Source organism: Halorubrum sp. SS7, assembly GCF_005435055.1.
Lineage (GTDB): Archaea > Halobacteriota > Halobacteria > Halobacteriales > Haloferacaceae > Halorubrum > Halorubrum salinarum.
The window spans coordinates 1-13799 of record NZ_SGXV01000001.1; the positions used below are offsets into that span (position 1 = coordinate 1).

Annotated in this window: 14 protein-coding genes; 4 read left to right on the forward strand and 10 right to left on the reverse strand. The window is 71.9% G+C overall.

All coding sequences use genetic code 11. The features are described 5' to 3' along the window. On the reverse strand, nucleotides 1–957 hold a 957-nt coding region (locus EXE44_RS00005; protein WP_241991778.1), incomplete at its 3' end, for an ATP-binding cassette domain-containing protein. Nucleotides 958–1055: 98 nt separating this feature from the next. Beyond that, nucleotides 1056–2222 carry a vitamin B12 ABC transporter permease BtuC gene (gene btuC / locus EXE44_RS00010; protein WP_137715419.1) on the reverse strand — a complete coding sequence of 389 codons (1167 nt, stop codon included), beginning with the start codon at nucleotides 2220–2222 and terminating at the stop codon, nucleotides 1056–1058. 62 nt (nucleotides 2223–2284) lie between these two features. Here btuC and EXE44_RS00015 point away from each other — a divergent pair, with 62 nt between their 5' ends. Further along, nucleotides 2285–3520, forward strand: coding sequence for a PGF-CTERM-anchored ABC transporter substrate-binding protein (locus EXE44_RS00015; RefSeq protein WP_137715420.1), 1236 nt, complete (start codon nucleotides 2285–2287; stop codon nucleotides 3518–3520). Between the two features lie 46 nt (nucleotides 3521–3566). Here EXE44_RS00015 and EXE44_RS00020 read toward each other — a convergent pair whose 3' ends face one another. Both EXE44_RS00020 and EXE44_RS00025 read right to left on the reverse strand, forming a co-directional pair. Further along, on the reverse strand, nucleotides 3567–4814 hold the full coding sequence (locus tag EXE44_RS00020; protein ID WP_137715421.1) for a pyridoxal-phosphate dependent enzyme: 1248 nt from the start codon (nucleotides 4812–4814) through the stop codon (nucleotides 3567–3569). A gap of 48 nt (nucleotides 4815–4862) precedes the next feature. Continuing rightward, nucleotides 4863–5315, reverse strand: a complete 453-nt coding sequence (locus EXE44_RS00025) for a hypothetical protein (RefSeq protein WP_137715422.1) — start codon at nucleotides 5313–5315, stop codon at nucleotides 4863–4865. A gap of 255 nt (nucleotides 5316–5570) precedes the next feature. Between EXE44_RS00025 and EXE44_RS00030 the strand changes: the two genes are divergently transcribed. Beyond that, nucleotides 5571–6893 carry an NAD(P)/FAD-dependent oxidoreductase gene (locus EXE44_RS00030; RefSeq protein ID WP_137715423.1) on the forward strand — a complete coding sequence of 441 codons (1323 nt, stop codon included), beginning with the start codon at nucleotides 5571–5573 and terminating at the stop codon, nucleotides 6891–6893. A gap of 69 nt (nucleotides 6894–6962) precedes the next feature. On the opposite strand, the gene EXE44_RS00035 is transcribed toward EXE44_RS00030, so the two are convergent. From EXE44_RS00035 to EXE44_RS00055, 5 genes are all read right to left on the reverse strand, one after another. Then, nucleotides 6963–7145 carry a hypothetical protein gene (locus EXE44_RS00035; RefSeq protein ID WP_137715424.1) on the reverse strand — a complete coding sequence of 61 codons (183 nt, stop codon included), beginning with the start codon at nucleotides 7143–7145 and terminating at the stop codon, nucleotides 6963–6965. Between the two features lie 71 nt (nucleotides 7146–7216). After that, nucleotides 7217–8371: a thiamine pyrophosphate-dependent dehydrogenase E1 component subunit alpha gene (locus tag EXE44_RS00040; RefSeq protein ID WP_137715425.1), complete on the reverse strand. Its 1155-nt coding sequence runs from the start codon at nucleotides 8369–8371 to the stop codon at nucleotides 7217–7219. Nucleotides 8372–8393: 22 nt separating this feature from the next. After that, nucleotides 8394–8876, reverse strand: a complete 483-nt coding sequence (locus EXE44_RS00045; protein WP_137715426.1) for a hypothetical protein — start codon at nucleotides 8874–8876, stop codon at nucleotides 8394–8396. Nucleotides 8877–8959: 83 nt separating this feature from the next. Continuing rightward, on the reverse strand, nucleotides 8960–10348 hold the full coding sequence (locus EXE44_RS00050) for a hypothetical protein (protein WP_137715427.1): 1389 nt from the start codon (nucleotides 10346–10348) through the stop codon (nucleotides 8960–8962). A gap of 72 nt (nucleotides 10349–10420) precedes the next feature. Next, nucleotides 10421–11461 (reverse strand): NAD(P)-dependent alcohol dehydrogenase, encoded by a 1041-nt coding sequence (locus EXE44_RS00055; RefSeq protein ID WP_137715428.1) that lies wholly within the window; start codon nucleotides 11459–11461, stop codon nucleotides 10421–10423. Between the two features lie 134 nt (nucleotides 11462–11595). On the opposite strand from EXE44_RS00055, the gene EXE44_RS00060 reads away from it, so the two are divergent. Together EXE44_RS00060 and EXE44_RS00065 are read left to right on the forward strand one after the other, a co-directional pair. Then, entirely contained in the window at nucleotides 11596–12657 is a 1062-nt protein-coding gene (locus EXE44_RS00060; RefSeq protein WP_137715429.1) for an amidohydrolase family protein, read from the forward strand. Further along, a complete protein-coding gene (locus EXE44_RS00065; protein WP_137715430.1) occupies nucleotides 12657–13562 on the forward strand; it encodes an iron-sulfur cluster assembly protein in 906 nt (301 codons plus the stop codon). The genes EXE44_RS00060 and EXE44_RS00065 overlap by 1 nt, the downstream gene beginning before the upstream one ends. A 29-nt stretch (nucleotides 13563–13591) precedes the next feature. On the opposite strand, the gene EXE44_RS00070 is transcribed toward EXE44_RS00065, so the two are convergent. Then, nucleotides 13592–13789 carry a hypothetical protein gene (locus tag EXE44_RS00070; protein WP_137715431.1) on the reverse strand — a complete coding sequence of 66 codons (198 nt, stop codon included), beginning with the start codon at nucleotides 13787–13789 and terminating at the stop codon, nucleotides 13592–13594. Nucleotides 13790–13799 lie beyond the last annotated feature (10 nt).

Genomic DNA, 13799 nt, shown 5'->3' on the forward strand with positions numbered 1-13799 from the left:
ACGATCTACATCCCCGTCGCGGACCGCGATCGGGTTCCCGCCGACCTCGCCGCCACCGTCGTGGAGCGCGACGCGGCGGCCCGTGCCGATCACGTGGACGCGCCGGGGCTCGACGTCGCTGTGGGGGAACGCCGTCACCGCGGGCGCCCCGGTCGCCGGGTCGCGGCCGACGAACGCCTCCGCGTCGAAGGCGGCGCCGACGGTCGACGCGGACAGCACCGACTCCGGGGGGCCGGCGGCCCGGACCCCGCCGTTCGCGAGGACGACGACCTCGTCGCAGTACCGGGCCGCGGCGTCGAGGTCGTGGATCGCGGCGATCGCCCCGCGGTCGCCGTCGTCGACGAACGCGCGGACCAGTTCGAGCGTCTCGACCGCGTGGTTCACGTCGAGGCTGGCGGTCGGCTCGTCCAAGAGGAGGAGCGGGGCCGCCTGCGCCAGGGCCCTGGCGAGCAGGACGCGCTGGCGCTCGCCGCCGGAGACCTCGGTGATCGAGCGGTCCGCGAAGCGCTCCACGTCGGTCGCGGCCATCGCGGCGTCGACCGCCTCGTCGTCCGCGACGCCGTGCGCGTCGAAGCGCCCGAGGTGCGGGGTCCGCCCCATCTCGACGACGTGGCGCACGCGGAAGTCGAACGCGAGGTTCGTCGCCTGCGGGACGCTCGCGACCCGGCGCCCGACCTCCTTGGCCGACAGCGACGCCGCCGGGTCGCCCCCGATCTCGACGGTCCCCGCGTCCGGCTCGACGGCCCCGGTCACCGCGCGCAACACCGTCGTCTTGCCGGCGCCGTTGGGGCCGACGAGGCCGACGAGCGAGCCAGGCTCGACGCGGAGGTCGACCCCGGAGACGACGTCGAGGTCGCCGAACGAGACGGCCACGTCCGCGACCGACAGCAGCGGGTCGTCGCCGAACGACCGCGCGGTGTCCGGGAGCGACGCCGGTCCCGCGAGCGATGCCGACACGTCGCGCGCGGCGGCGGCCGAGCGGGCCTCGGCCGCCGCTGCGTCCGTCTCTCCCGCCTCCCCCTCCACCGCCTCGGCGTCCGCGGGGCGGTCCGCGCTCACAGCTCCGTCACCTCCCGGGTCACGAGCAGGTAGACGAAGAAGGGCGCCCCGACCGCGGCGGTGATGATCCCGACGGGGTACTCGGCGGGGGCGGAGCGCGCGAGCGTGTCGGCCGCGACGAGGAAGGTGCCGCCGGAAAGCGCCGCGGTCGGGAGCAGCACCCGGTGGTCGGGGCCGACGACGAGCCGGAGCATGTGGGGCACGATGAGGCCGACGAACCCGATCACGCCGGCGAACGCGACGCCCGCGGCCGTGACCAGTGCCGACGCCGCGAGCAGCACGCGCTTGGTGCGCTCGACGGCGATGCCGAGTCCCCGGGCCTCCTCCTCGCCGAGCAGGAGGACGTTGAGGTCGCGGGCGTACGCGAGCAGCACGGCGAAAAGCGGCGGCACGACGACGGCGGTGAGGGCGACCTCGCTCCACGCGGCGCCGGAGAGGTGCCCCATCAGCCACGCGACGATCTGTCGGAGCGACTCGCCGGCCTGAAGCTGGAGGTACGAGACGACCGCGCCGAGGAACGTCTGGACCGCGACGCCGGCCAGGAGGAGGGTGGCGACGGGCGTTCGGCCGCCCCGGGTCGCGATGGCGTACACGCCGAATGCGGCGACGAGCGCGCCGACGAACGCGAAGAGGCTCGTCCCGGCGCCGCGCGAGAGCGCGACCTCGACCGGGCCGAGGAGCGGGAGGGCGACCGTCGTCGAGAGCGCCACGGGGAAGACGATGAACGCGACCGCGCCGACCGCCGCGCCCGAGGAGACGCCGATTATCGAGGGGTCGGCCATCGGGTTGCGGAAGAAGCCCTGCATCACCGTGCCGGCGGCCGCGAGCGCGAACCCGACGAGCGCGGCCAGCAGGATCCGCGGGAGCCGCACGCCAACCACGATCTGCTGGTGGACCGAGTCGACGGGGAACGCGAACGGGGACGTGAACGCGAGGTCGACGCCCGGGAGCGTGAGCGGTCCGACGCCCGGGACCGGCAGCGGGCCGACGCCGCTGGCGCTCGTCTCGATCCCCGCGGGCACCGCGAGCGCGTTCAACACCGACTTCACCACGGTCTCGGGGGGGATGGAGATGGGACCGATCGCGGCGCTGACGACGACGGCGACCGCGAGGAGCGCGGCTACCGCCGCCGACCAGTACGCCGACCGAACCCAGGGTCGCATACGTACTCCAACACAACTTGTAGTAGGTAAATACTTATTGGACGAGTCCGGTCATCGATGCGATGCGAGACAGCTTCGCGATCGCGATGGCGATGCTGGTGGCGACCGCCCTGATCGGCGGCGTCGCCGGGACGGCGACGGGCGCACAGCCGACGATATCGACCGACGGACCGGCCGCGGGCGCGCAGCCGGCGGTCGGCGCCGCGGCGACGGGCGCGGGGCCCGCGCAGACGGACGGCGCCTGCGGCTTCCCGTACAACGCGACCGACGCCACCGGCGAGACGATCACCTTGGAGGAGCGCCCCGACCGGATCACGACGATCAACCCGTCGGCGGCGCAGACGCTGTGGGAGCTCGGCGCGCAGGACCGCGTCGTCGGCGTGAGCCAGTTCGCCTTCTACCTCGACGGCGCCGAGGAGCGAGCCAACGTCTCCGCCTCGTTCGGCGCGAGCGTCGAGCGCGTCGTCGACACCGAGCCGGACCTCGTGCTGGCGCCGAACTCCTCGGCGGCAGACGTGGAGCCGCTCCGCGAGCAGGGGCTGACCGTCTACCACTTCCCCGCGGCGACGAGCATCGACGACATCGCCGAGAAGACGGAGACGATCGGTCGGCTCGTCGGCGCGTGCGGCGCCGCGAGCGAGACCAACGCGGAGATGTACGACGCGGTCGAGGCGGCCGAGGAGCGGACCAGCGGCGTCGAGCGGCCGACCGCCCTCTACCCCCTCGGCGGCGGCTACGTGGCGGCGAACAACACCTTCATCGACGCGATCATGAACGCGGGCGGGACCGACAACGCCGCCGCGGAGTACGAGGCGTACCCCCAGCTCTCCGACGAGGTGATCCTGGAGACGGACCCCGAGCTCATCATCGTCACCGACCCCGAGGCCGCGATCCTCGACCAGGAGCCGTACGCCAGCACGACCGCGGGCGCCGAGGACAGCTACGTGGTGTTGAACGTGAACTACCTCAACCAGCCGGCGCCGCGCAGCGTGATCGAGTCGACGACGACGCTGTCGAACGCCGTGGTCGAACTCCAGAGCGACGGCAGCGAGTCGACGGACGGTGCCGAGGACGGCTCGTCTGACGGGGACGGCTCCGACGGCGGCGATTCCTCGGGCGACGGCTCCGGAGACGGGGACACGCCCGACGGCGACGGCTCGACGACCGGAGACTCGGACGGGAGCGACGGCGGCGACGGGGAGAGCGCCGGCGACACGGGCGCGGAGTCGCCCGGGTTCGGCGTCGTCGCGGCCGCGCTCGCGCTGCTCGCGACCGGCCTGCTCGCGCGGCGCGAGTAGCGGGCGAGGAGCGCGGGACGCATCGACCGTTGACCGGCGGTCCCTTCTAGATCCCCTGTCCCATCAGGTGGCTGCGGAGCACGTCGGGCGTCTTCAGCCCGGCGTCGCTGTTGAGCAGCACGACGGTCTCGTCGCCGTCGAAGAAGCCGTCCTCGGCGAGCGCCCACGCGCCGGCGGGGGCCGCGCCGCCCGTCGCGCCCATCTCGACGACCTCGTTCTGCGCCACGGCGACCGCGCTCGCGAGGATGTCGTCGTCGTCGACGCCGACCGCGGTCCCGCCGCTCTCGGTGACCGCCGCGACGGCCGCGGCGCCGCCGGCGGGGTCCGGGATCTCCAGTTCGCCGCAGATGGTGTCGGGCGTCCCCCACGGCTCCGGCTCGTCGAGGCCGCGCTCGACGGCGGCCGCGATCGGGGCGCAGCCCGCCGCCTGCGCCGCGACGACCTTCGGGGTGCCGTCGACCGCGCCGATCCGGTCGAGCTCGGCGAACCCCTTGTACACGCCGGCGACGACCTCGCCGGAGCCGGTCGGGACGACGACGACGTCCGGGGCGTCGCCGAGGTCGGCGACCAGCTCGAAGGCGACGGTCTTGGCGCCCTCGTGGCGATAGGGCGTGACGAACTCGCCGAGGTCGGTGTACTCGGTCTCCAGCTGCTCGTCCACCGCCTCGGCGGCGTCCGGGAAGCGCCCGCCGACCACGCGCATCTCCCCGCCGTGGACGTTCGTCATCGACTTGTTCGAGAACGCGCAGCGGGAGGGGACGAACGCGTACGAGCGCAGGTCCGCCCGGCCCGCGTACGCCGCCATCGACTGCCCGGCGTTACCGGGGCTCGCGCAGACGAGCGGCTCCACGTCGGCGCCGTCGGCCGCCCGCCTCGCGACCGCCGTCATCGTGAGCGAGAGCCCGCGGTCTAGGACGGTCCCCGTCGGGTTCCGCCCCTCGTCTTTGACGTACACCGCCTCCACGTCCAACTCGTCCGCGAGCCGGTCGGTCGCCACGAGCGGCGTGGCGCCCTCGCCGGCGGTGAGCGCCGCCTCGGCCGGGAACGGGAGCAGCGCGTCGAACCGCCAGTGGCCGCGGGCGGTCGCGGGCGCGGCCCGGGCGTCGCCGCTCCCCCCGCGGGCGGCGGGGTCGAACAGGTCGTCCGGGTCGACCGCGTCGTAGTCGTAGACGGGGTCGAGGCCGCGCGCGCGCTCGTCGCCGTCGATCGCCGCCGCGTCGGCGGTCTCGTGGACGCGTCCCGACGCCCGACTCTCCAGCCCGCGAAACGCCGGCGTGGTCTCGGAATCAGCCATACGGATCCTTGCGGCGGCGGCGACTAATCGCTTCGCACTCGGGGGCGACTACTCGGGGGTGAACCGGACCGTCGCCGTCCGGTCGGCCCGCTCGCGGCGGTCGCGGACGGTCTCGACCAGCCGTCGCACGCGGTCCGGCTCCGTTTCGAGCGCCTCGGCGGTCGCCTCTCGGTCCATGTCGAACCAGCCGTACAGCACGACGATCCGTGCCTCGTGAGGCGGGAACAGCGACGCGGCGACGAGGTCGCCCGCGAGCGCGCCCACGTCGACCCGCTGGAACCCGTTCCCGAACCGCCGGTAGAGGTCGGGGTCGAGTTCCCCGAGCGGCACCCGGCCGCGCTCCTCGTCGGCGGGAACGTCGACCCGGTTCAGAAAGTCGGAGGGGAACGTGCCGAACTTCGGGTTCTCCGCCTCGTCCACGTAGCCAAAGGTCCGGTCCGGTCGGTCGATCGGCGTCGCGACCGCGCCGTAGTGGAGCCAGCGGTCGTCGGACCCGCTCACGGTACCCTCCCCGTCGATGCGGTCGCCGCGCGGCGAGCGGTTCTCATCGGACGAGACGTCCGGGTCGCCGCCGGGCCCGTCTCGGGGACGGCGAGACCGCCTCCGGGCGGCGCCTCGGGGCACATACCGTCCGATCCGCGCAGGGGGTTTTCAAACCGATCCCGGGGTTATCACTCGTGATTCCAGCCCGTTCGGAGCGACGCCCGCGACCCGAACCCGCCGCCGCTTATAATCCCGCGACCCGATACCCCGAGTATGAACGGAGACGCCACGGTCGTCGGCGGCGGACTGGCGGGGCTGGTCGCGGCGCGGCGGCTCGCCGAGGCGGGCGCGGACGTGACGCTGTACGAGCGACGGCCCGATGTCGGCGGGCGCGTGCGGACGGAGACGGTCGACGGCTTCACGCTCGACCGGGGCTTCCAAGTCCTCTTCTCCAGCTACCCCGCGGTCGCGCGCGAACTCGGACCGGACGGGCTCGACGACCTCGACCTCCGGACGTTCGCGCCCGGCGCGACGATCTGTCGGCCCGGCTCGCACTCGGTCCTCGGCGACCCGCTTCGCGACCCGCGCTCCGCGGTCCCCTCGCTTCTGAACGACGAGGTCTCCGTCTCCGACAAGCTCCGGACGCTCGCGCTCCGGTACGACCTCGCGAACCGCGACGAGGACGACTTCTTCGACGGCCCCGACGCCTCGATCCGCGAGTACCTCCGCGACTGGGGGTTCGCCGACGACTACGTCGAGAACTTCGTCGAGCCATTCTACGGCGGGATCACCCTCGACCGCACGCTGTCGACCTCGAAGCACGTGTTCGAGTACACGTTCCGCGCGATGGGCCGCGGGTCGATCGGCGTCCCCGCGGAGGGGATGGCGGCGCTCCCCGCCGCGCTCGCCGACCGCGCCCGCGAGGCGGGCGTCGAGATCCGGACCGGCGAGGACGTGGAGGCGGTCAGAATCGCCGGACAGGGCCGGATCCCGTTCCGGACCGGTGCGGCCGACGCCGAGGGCGCCACCGTCGAGCTCGCGGACGGGTCGACCCGCGAGGCGGACGCGGTCGTCGTGGCGACCTCGCCGCCCGAGGCGCGGCGGCTCACCGGCGTCGAGTCGGTCCCGACCGAGGGCGTGCCGAACACGACCGGCTGGTACGCGCTCCCCGCGGGCGAGTCGTTCGAGACGGGGAAACGGATCCTGCTCAACGCCGCGGGTGAGTCGCCGAACGCCGTGGTCCCGATGTCGGAGGTCGCGCCCGAGTACGCCCCGGGCGACCGCGCCCTGCTCGCGGCGACGTTCCTCGGCGAGGACGCCCTGGAGCGCGACGACGAGGCCCTCCGCGGCGACGTGCGCGACGCGCTCGCGGCGTGGTTCCCGGACCGCGATTTCGAGAGCTTAGAGACGCTCGACGTCCACCGGATCCGGTTCGCGCAGTTCGCGCAGCCCCCGGGCGTCCACGCGGATCTCCCCGACGCCGACGACCCGGAGGGCCCGGTGGCGCTCGCCGGCGACTACACCGAGTGGTCGTCGATCCAGGGCGCGCTGGAGAGCGGGCGGGCGGCGGCCGCGGCGGCGGCGGAGCACCTGTAGGCGGTTCCGACACTGTCTCCCGGCGGCCCGCCTACCGCGGTTCCGCCACCGGGGCGCCCCCGACGCGGCTCACGGCAGCGCGCCGGACCGCCGTCCCCGAACGATTCCGTACCCGACGAGCGCGGCGAGGACGGCCACCCCCACCGCGATCTCCCTCGCGTACCGGAATCCGATCCCGAACAGGAGGAGCGCGTTCGTCGCCAGCAGGAGGAGGATCGCGTTGAGGCGGGTCCGGGGGGCGGCGTCGTTCATGCGGACGGAACTCGGCGGCCGGCCGATAGTGCTGGCGGTCCGCGGACCGCGGACCGACCGTCCTCGCCGCCTCACTCCTCCCGCAGGAACGCGTCCTCGCCGTGCTCCTCGACGGCGGCGAGCAGGTCGTCGCGCTGGCGGCGTATCTCGGGCGGGAGGTCGGCGTACGCGTGGTCGAACATGTCGGCGGGGTCGGGATCGACGGACTCCGCGAAGTCGATGGCGTCGGCGACGACCGCGTCGGCCTCGTCGCGTATCGCCGCGACGCCCTCGTCGTCGATCCGCCCGGTCTCCCGCAGGAACGCCTCCGTGCGGTCGAGCGGGTCGAGCGCGCGCCACGGGTCCACGTCGTCGGGGTCGCGGTAGGCGCTCGGGTCGTCGGCGGTCGTGTGCGCGCCGAAGCGGTACTCGACGAACTCGATGAGGACGGGGCGCGGCTCGTCGCCGTCGTCGCCGTCCGTCCCGCCTCGCGCGCGCTCGGCGGCCTCCCGCGTGACCGCGTAGCTCGCGAGCGGGTCCATCCCGTCGACGCGGACGCCGTCGAACCCGTAGGCGGTCGCCTTCTGGGCGAACGTGTCGCTCGCGGTCTGTCGCGACTCGGGGATCGAGATGGCCCAGCCGTTGTTGTGACAGCAGAACAGCGTCGGCGTGTCGAAGACGCCCGCGAAGTTCATCGCCTCGTGGAAGTCGCCCTCGCTGGTCGCGCCGTCGCCGAAGTGGCAGGCGACGACGCGGTCCTCGTCGCGGTGGTCGAACGCCCACGCGGCGCCGACCGCGTGCGGGAGGTGCGCGGCGATCCCGATGTTCAGCGGAAAGACGTTGCCGTCGGCGATCGCCTCCGTCCCGGCCTCGTGGCCCATCCAGTAGGGAAGATACTCCGAGAGCAGGTCGCGGACGACGACCGCGCCGTGCTCGCGGTACTGGTAGCTGATCAGGTCGTCGTCAGCGAGCGCGTGCGTCGAGCCGACCGCCGACCCCTCCTGGCCCGCGCAGGGCGCGTACGTGCCGATGCGGCCCTGCCGCTGGAGGCTCACCGCGCGCTCGTCGAACCGGCGGGTGACGACCAGGTCGCGGTAGATCGCGCGGAACTCCTCGTCCGAGAGGTCCGGGACCGTCGCGTCCGGCAGAGGGCTGCCGTCCGGCCCGAGCACGCGGTAGAGGTCCTCGTCGGCGAGGGGGTCTGTCGCTTCGCCGCCGTCCGACGCGCCGGCGCCGTTCTCGTCCATGCGCGATCGGTGTGACCCCACGTCACAAGGAGTTAGCGGTCGGGGGGCCGTCGGACGCCCCTCGGCTCCGCCGGCGAACGTACATGATCGGGAGGCCGACGACGACGCCGGCAACCGCGACCGCGCCGAGCACGAACCCGACGAGTAGTCGCACGGGACCGGCCGCGAGCATCTCTGCGCTCCAGACCGAGACGAACCGTAGGGTCCAGACGGTCCCGGTGACGAGCGCCGTGAGCAGGCCGAACGCGGCACCCCGGAGGTACGTGACGGTTCCGTGGCGCTCGACGAGCACCCACCATACGAGTGCGCCGGCGAGCAGCGCCGGGGCCGCGAGGATCGGTGCGACGAACGAGGCCGGGAGGCCGATCACCTCGCCGAAGAGATCGAGCACAGTTGAGAGGGCCGTCGCGGTGAGGACTGCACAGCAGAACGCGTAGGCGCCGGCGAGCAGCGACCAACGCCGTGAGGGCGTCAACTCGGCCGCCCGTCGGAGAGAACTGTCCATAGTCGAATGTCACGGATTCGGCATAAAGCTCTTCGCGTGAGTGAAGCGGTCGCTTGTGTTTCCCCCGCGGGCCTCGCCCGCGCTCACGCGACCGCGATCGCGAGTTCGAACGGGTACGCCCCGTGTTCGCTCGGCGTCTGTCCGGGGACGTTCCACGAGACGTTGAACAGGCCGCGGCTCACGTACGTTCCCGCGGGGAGGTCCGACGGGACGGCGTACGTCGCGACCATCTCATCGCCCGCGTCGAGCGACTCCAGCGCCTGTCCGTCGCTGCTGCTCGGATGCGGTCCCTCGACGCCCTCGGTCTCGACGACCTCCAGCGAGCGGCGCTCGCCCTCGTGGAAGGTCCAGAGGGCGCTGGGCAGCGCGCCCCGGCTGGTGAACGTGTACGGCCCCTCGGCCTCGCCGGCGGCGTTCTCCGGGGCCGGCGCGACCGTCAGCGTGAACTCGCGGGCCGCGTCCTCGGCCGCCGCGACCGCGACCGACACCGGGACGCGGTCGTACAGCGACTCGCCGACGATGACGCTGTACACGGTCCCGTTTATCCGGTAGTACACCGGCTCGTCGTGTTCGGCGGCGAACGCCGCGTAGGCGTCCGGAACGTCGTCGGCGAAGAGCTGGCTCCGGTCCGGCGTCGGCAGCGCGGGGGCGCGGTGCTCCGACGCCAGCGCGCGCTCGAAGAAGGTCACCAGTTCGGGGTCGAGCGCCGACTCGTTGACGACCCGCCGGTCCCACATGTCCCCGTCGGTCAGCTCCCGGGCCGTGATCGCGTACGGCGGATCCTCGTGCTCGACGGCCGTGCGGATCCGGGAGACGCCCCTCCCGTCTTCGAGGTAGTCGTACTCGTCGAGGAAGTCGTCGACCGGCTCGGGGCGGACGCACCGTCGGTACTCGCCGCGGGCCACGTTCGGACCGTACGCCGTCAGGGCGTTCACGAACGTCTCGACGGCCGCGGCGCCGAGGTCGTCTCGCTGTCCCGCCTCGCGGAGGACGCGGTCCTCGTCGTATCCCTCTGTCGTCGCGTCCGCGAGCGCCGCGGTGAACGTCGGGAGCGACGGGTCGAACGCGTAGCGCGTCCCGTCGATCTCGACGTAGGGCTTCAGTTCGCCGCGGTCGTAGACGCGGAACTCGTCGACCGCGGCCAACAGCGCGTCGCTCGGGTCGTCGGTCTCGAACCCGCCGTCGCGCGCCGCGGCCAGCGGCTCGCGCAGCGCGTCGGGGATCTCTGACTGCGGAACCACGTGGTCGGGGTCGATTCCGCGAGTCGGCGACGGCTCGTAGGCGGTGACGACGTGGGGGACCGTCCGGAGTTCGACGTCGAGCGATCCGGTCGAACCGTCGTCGTCGCCCGACCGGCCGTCGTCCGTTCCGTCCGTTCCGTTCGTCGCCGGCCCCGTGCCGGTCTCGCCGACGCACCCCGAGAGAACGACGGCGGAGCCGCCGAGGGCCGAGAGGAGGGCTCTGCGGTCCATGCTCGGGAGCTTCGAGACGAATAATAAAAATCTTCGGTGGGTCGCGGCCCGCGGCGCGGCCAGTTGACCGGCTCAGGGCGTGATGACGGCGCGGCCGTCGATCTCCCGGTGTTCGAGCTTCTCGGCGACCGCGTTGATCTCGCCGAGGTCGTACCGGCTGGTGTGGAGGTCCACGTCGCCCTGCTCGACGAGCGCGACGAGCTCCTGGAGCTCGGCGTACCGGCCGACGATGTTGCCGACGAAGGAGAACTCGCCGTTCACCAGCGCCTGCGACGGCTCGTGGACGTGGCCGCCGTAGCCGATGATGTGGTGGTCGCCGCCGGCGGCGGTGATCTCGGGGGCGTAGGCGGTCGTCACGTCCTCGCCGACGAAGTCGAGCACCTGCGCCGCGCCGGTGCCGTCGGTAATTCCCTCGATTTCGGCCGCCACGTCCTCCTCGCTCGGGTTGATCAGGTGGTCGGCGCCGTAGCTGTCCGCGAGGTTGAGCGCCGACTCCTTGAGGTCGACCGCGGTGATCCGGGCCGCGCTCATCGCGTCGAGGCACTGGAGGCCGATGTGGCCGAGCCCGCCGACGCCGATAACGACCGCGTGGTCGCCCGGGTTCAGGTCGCCGACCGCCTTCTTCGCGGCGTGGTACGCGGTGATCCCCGCGTCGGCGTGGGGCGCGATGTCGATCGGTTCGACGCCCGACGGGAGCGGGATCACCGAGCGCTCGCTGGTGTGGAGGTACTCGGCGAAGCCCCCGTCGGTCGTGAGCCCGTTGAACGCGTCGTTCTCGCAGTACATCGTCTCGCCGAGCCGACAGGGGCGACACGTGCCGCAGGTCTGGACCGGGTGGCAGATCACCGGGTCGCCCGGCGAGACGAGGTCGACGTTGTCCCCCGTCTCGACCACGGTGCCGGCGTTCTCGTGCCCGAGGGTCATGGGCAGCTCCTGCGGGACGTACTCGGCCCACATCCCCTCGATGATGTGGTTGTCCGTCTGACACCACCCCGCCCCCTCGACCTCGACGATCACGTCGTCCGGACCGCTCGCCGTCGGGCGGTCGACCTCGTCGATCGTCAGTCCCTCGCTCATGTCGTCCGTGTACTCGTGGAGCCTGGCTGCTCGCATGTGACATACTCTCTCGCACCCCACGTCATAAACGTTCGTTATGGTGTCAGGTTGGCTGTAAACGAGGGAACGGACGGATAATTTACTTGAATGATCCTTATAGTTATATGTAAACACTTCACATGGAAGGTCGTATGTACGAAATGGACGGCGAGGAGATCTTCGTCATCGACGGCCACGTTCACCTGTGGGACGCGCGCCAGGAGAACATCATCCACGAGGGAGGCGAACAGTTCCTCCAGTGCTTCTACGACTACCACACCGGGTTCACGCCGGACGAGAAGCAGTGGGACATCGACACGTACCGTCACTACGGCGCCGACCGCATGACCGAGGACCTTTTTGCGAACGCGGCCGCCGACATGGCGATCTTCCAGCCCACGTACCTCGATGACTTCTACGACGAGGGATTCAACACGACCGAGCAGAACGCCGAGCTCGCGGAGGAGTATCCGGAGCGGTTCGTTCTGAACGGGAGCTTCGACCCGCGCGACGGCGAAGAGGGGCTCCGGTACCTCGAACACCTCAAAGAGGAGTACGACATCCCCGGGGTGAAGCTGTACACCGCCGAGTGGCGCGGCGAGTCGAAGGGATGGCGGCTTGACAGCGACGAGGCCTTCGAATTCTTAGAGAAGTGCGCCGACCTCGGCATCGAGAACATCAACGCCCACAAGGGACCGACGATCCGCCCGCTCAACCGCGACGCGTTCGACGTGAAGGACATCGACGACGCCGCCTCGTCGTTCCCAGAGCTCAATTTCATCGTCAACCACGTCGGGCTCCCCCGGCTTGACGACTTCTGCTGGATCGCCGCCCAGGAGCCGAACGTGTACGGCGGGCTCGCGGTTGCCTCCGCGATGACGACAAATCGTCCGCGGAAGTTCGGCGAGATCATGGGCGAGTTGCTCTACTGGCTGGGCGAAGACAGAGTTCTGTTCGGGTCCGACTACGCACTGTGGAACCCGGATTGGCTCGTCGACCAAGTGATGAACGCGGAACTCACCGACGAGCAGCGGGACGAGTACGGCGTCGAACTCGACGTCGAGACCATGAAGAAGGTGATGGGCGAAAACGCCGCGGAGCTGTACGACATCGACATCGAGGCCAAGAAGCGACAGTTCCGCGACGACGACATCACCGAACGGTTCGATCTCGAGGCGCATTACGGCGGCGACGCGGGGGCCGCGGCGGACTGATGTCGGGGAGCAGCACGGACCCGCCGGGCGACGCGCCCCGCGAGCCGACGGGCGATCCCGCAGACGAGCCGATGAGGGACCGGACGGCGGCGGTCAAGAACCGACTCGACCGAGTCGAGGACCCGGAGCTCGCCCGTTCGATCGTCGCGCTCGACTACATCGACGCGATCGAGATCGACGGCGACCGCGTCGAGGTCCGGTTCACGCTGCCGACGGCGTGGTGCTCGCCCGCCTTCGCGTGGATGATGGCGACCGACGCGCGCGACGAGGTCGAGTCGCTCGACTGGGTCGAGGAGTCGCGGATCGAGCTGTGCGACCACATGCACGGCGCGGAGATCACGGCCGGGGTCAACGCCCGCGACACCTTCGGGGCGACGTTCCCTGACGCCGACGGCGACGTCGCCGCGGTCCGGGCCTCCATCGCGGACAAGGCCCGAGTCTCGACGCAGCGCGAGGCGATAACCGCGCTGCTCGACGCCGGCGTCGATCCCGAGCAGGTCGTCGCCCTCGACCGCTCGGACGTTGAGGTCGCCGGCGACGAGGCGCACGTCGCCCTCGATGGGCTCTCGGTCGTCGTCGACGCCGAACCGATCGCCGACTACCTCGACCGCGTCGAGGCTAGCGGCCACGTAGGGGCACCCGACGACACGCTGTTCCTGACGCCGGAGGGCGACCCGATTCCCGCGGACCGGCTCGACGTGGTCCAGAAGCGCTCCCGGCTCGCGAGCGTGAACATGGGCGGGCAGGGCGCCGTCTGCGACGCGCTACATCGCGCGCGGCACGGCCCGGACGGCCCGGACGGTACCGGCGCGTCCTACGTCGACCGGTCGGAAGGGGACCTCTCGGCGTACGACGGCGACGTCGACGAGTTCACCTCGGCGTGGACCGCCGGTGTCGACGACTGACCGCCGAGCGCGTCGCCGCCTCCCGAGCCTCAGCGGATCGGTCCGAGGCCGCCGAGCCCACCGCCGCCGGAGCCGTCGTCTTCCTCCGGTTCGCCGTGCCCTTCCTTCTCGAGGCCGTGTCGGCCGCTCGCGGCCCACTCGTCGCGGTCCCAGCCGCACTCCGGACACTCCCCCTCGGCCCAGTCGAACGGCTCGCCGCAGCCGAGACAGGCGTTTTCCGTGTTCATAGGTCACGAT

Excerpts from the sequence above, each read along its gene's own strand:
- btuC (WP_137715419.1), bottom strand. The coding sequence starts at position 2,222 with ATGCGACCCTGGGTTCGGTCGGCGTACTGGTCGGCGGCGGTAGCCGCG.
- EXE44_RS00015 (WP_137715420.1), top strand. The coding sequence starts at position 2,285 with ATGCGAGACAGCTTCGCGATCGCGATGGCGATGCTGGTGGCGACCGCC.
- EXE44_RS00020 (WP_137715421.1), bottom strand. The coding sequence starts at position 4,814 with ATGGCTGATTCCGAGACCACGCCGGCGTTTCGCGGGCTGGAGAGTCGG.
- EXE44_RS00030 (WP_137715423.1), top strand. The coding sequence starts at position 5,571 with ATGAACGGAGACGCCACGGTCGTCGGCGGCGGACTGGCGGGGCTGGTC.
- EXE44_RS00035 (WP_137715424.1), bottom strand. The coding sequence starts at position 7,145 with ATGAACGACGCCGCCCCCCGGACCCGCCTCAACGCGATCCTCCTCCTG.
- EXE44_RS00040 (WP_137715425.1), bottom strand. The coding sequence starts at position 8,371 with ATGGACGAGAACGGCGCCGGCGCGTCGGACGGCGGCGAAGCGACAGAC.
- EXE44_RS00045 (WP_137715426.1), bottom strand. The coding sequence starts at position 8,876 with ATGGACAGTTCTCTCCGACGGGCGGCCGAGTTGACGCCCTCACGGCGT.
- EXE44_RS00050 (WP_137715427.1), bottom strand. The coding sequence starts at position 10,348 with ATGGACCGCAGAGCCCTCCTCTCGGCCCTCGGCGGCTCCGCCGTCGTT.
- EXE44_RS00055 (WP_137715428.1), bottom strand. The coding sequence starts at position 11,461 with ATGCGAGCAGCCAGGCTCCACGAGTACACGGACGACATGAGCGAGGGA.
- EXE44_RS00060 (WP_137715429.1), top strand. The coding sequence starts at position 11,596 with ATGTACGAAATGGACGGCGAGGAGATCTTCGTCATCGACGGCCACGTT.
- EXE44_RS00065 (WP_137715430.1), top strand. The coding sequence starts at position 12,657 with ATGTCGGGGAGCAGCACGGACCCGCCGGGCGACGCGCCCCGCGAGCCG.
- EXE44_RS00070 (WP_137715431.1), bottom strand. The coding sequence starts at position 13,789 with ATGAACACGGAAAACGCCTGTCTCGGCTGCGGCGAGCCGTTCGACTGG.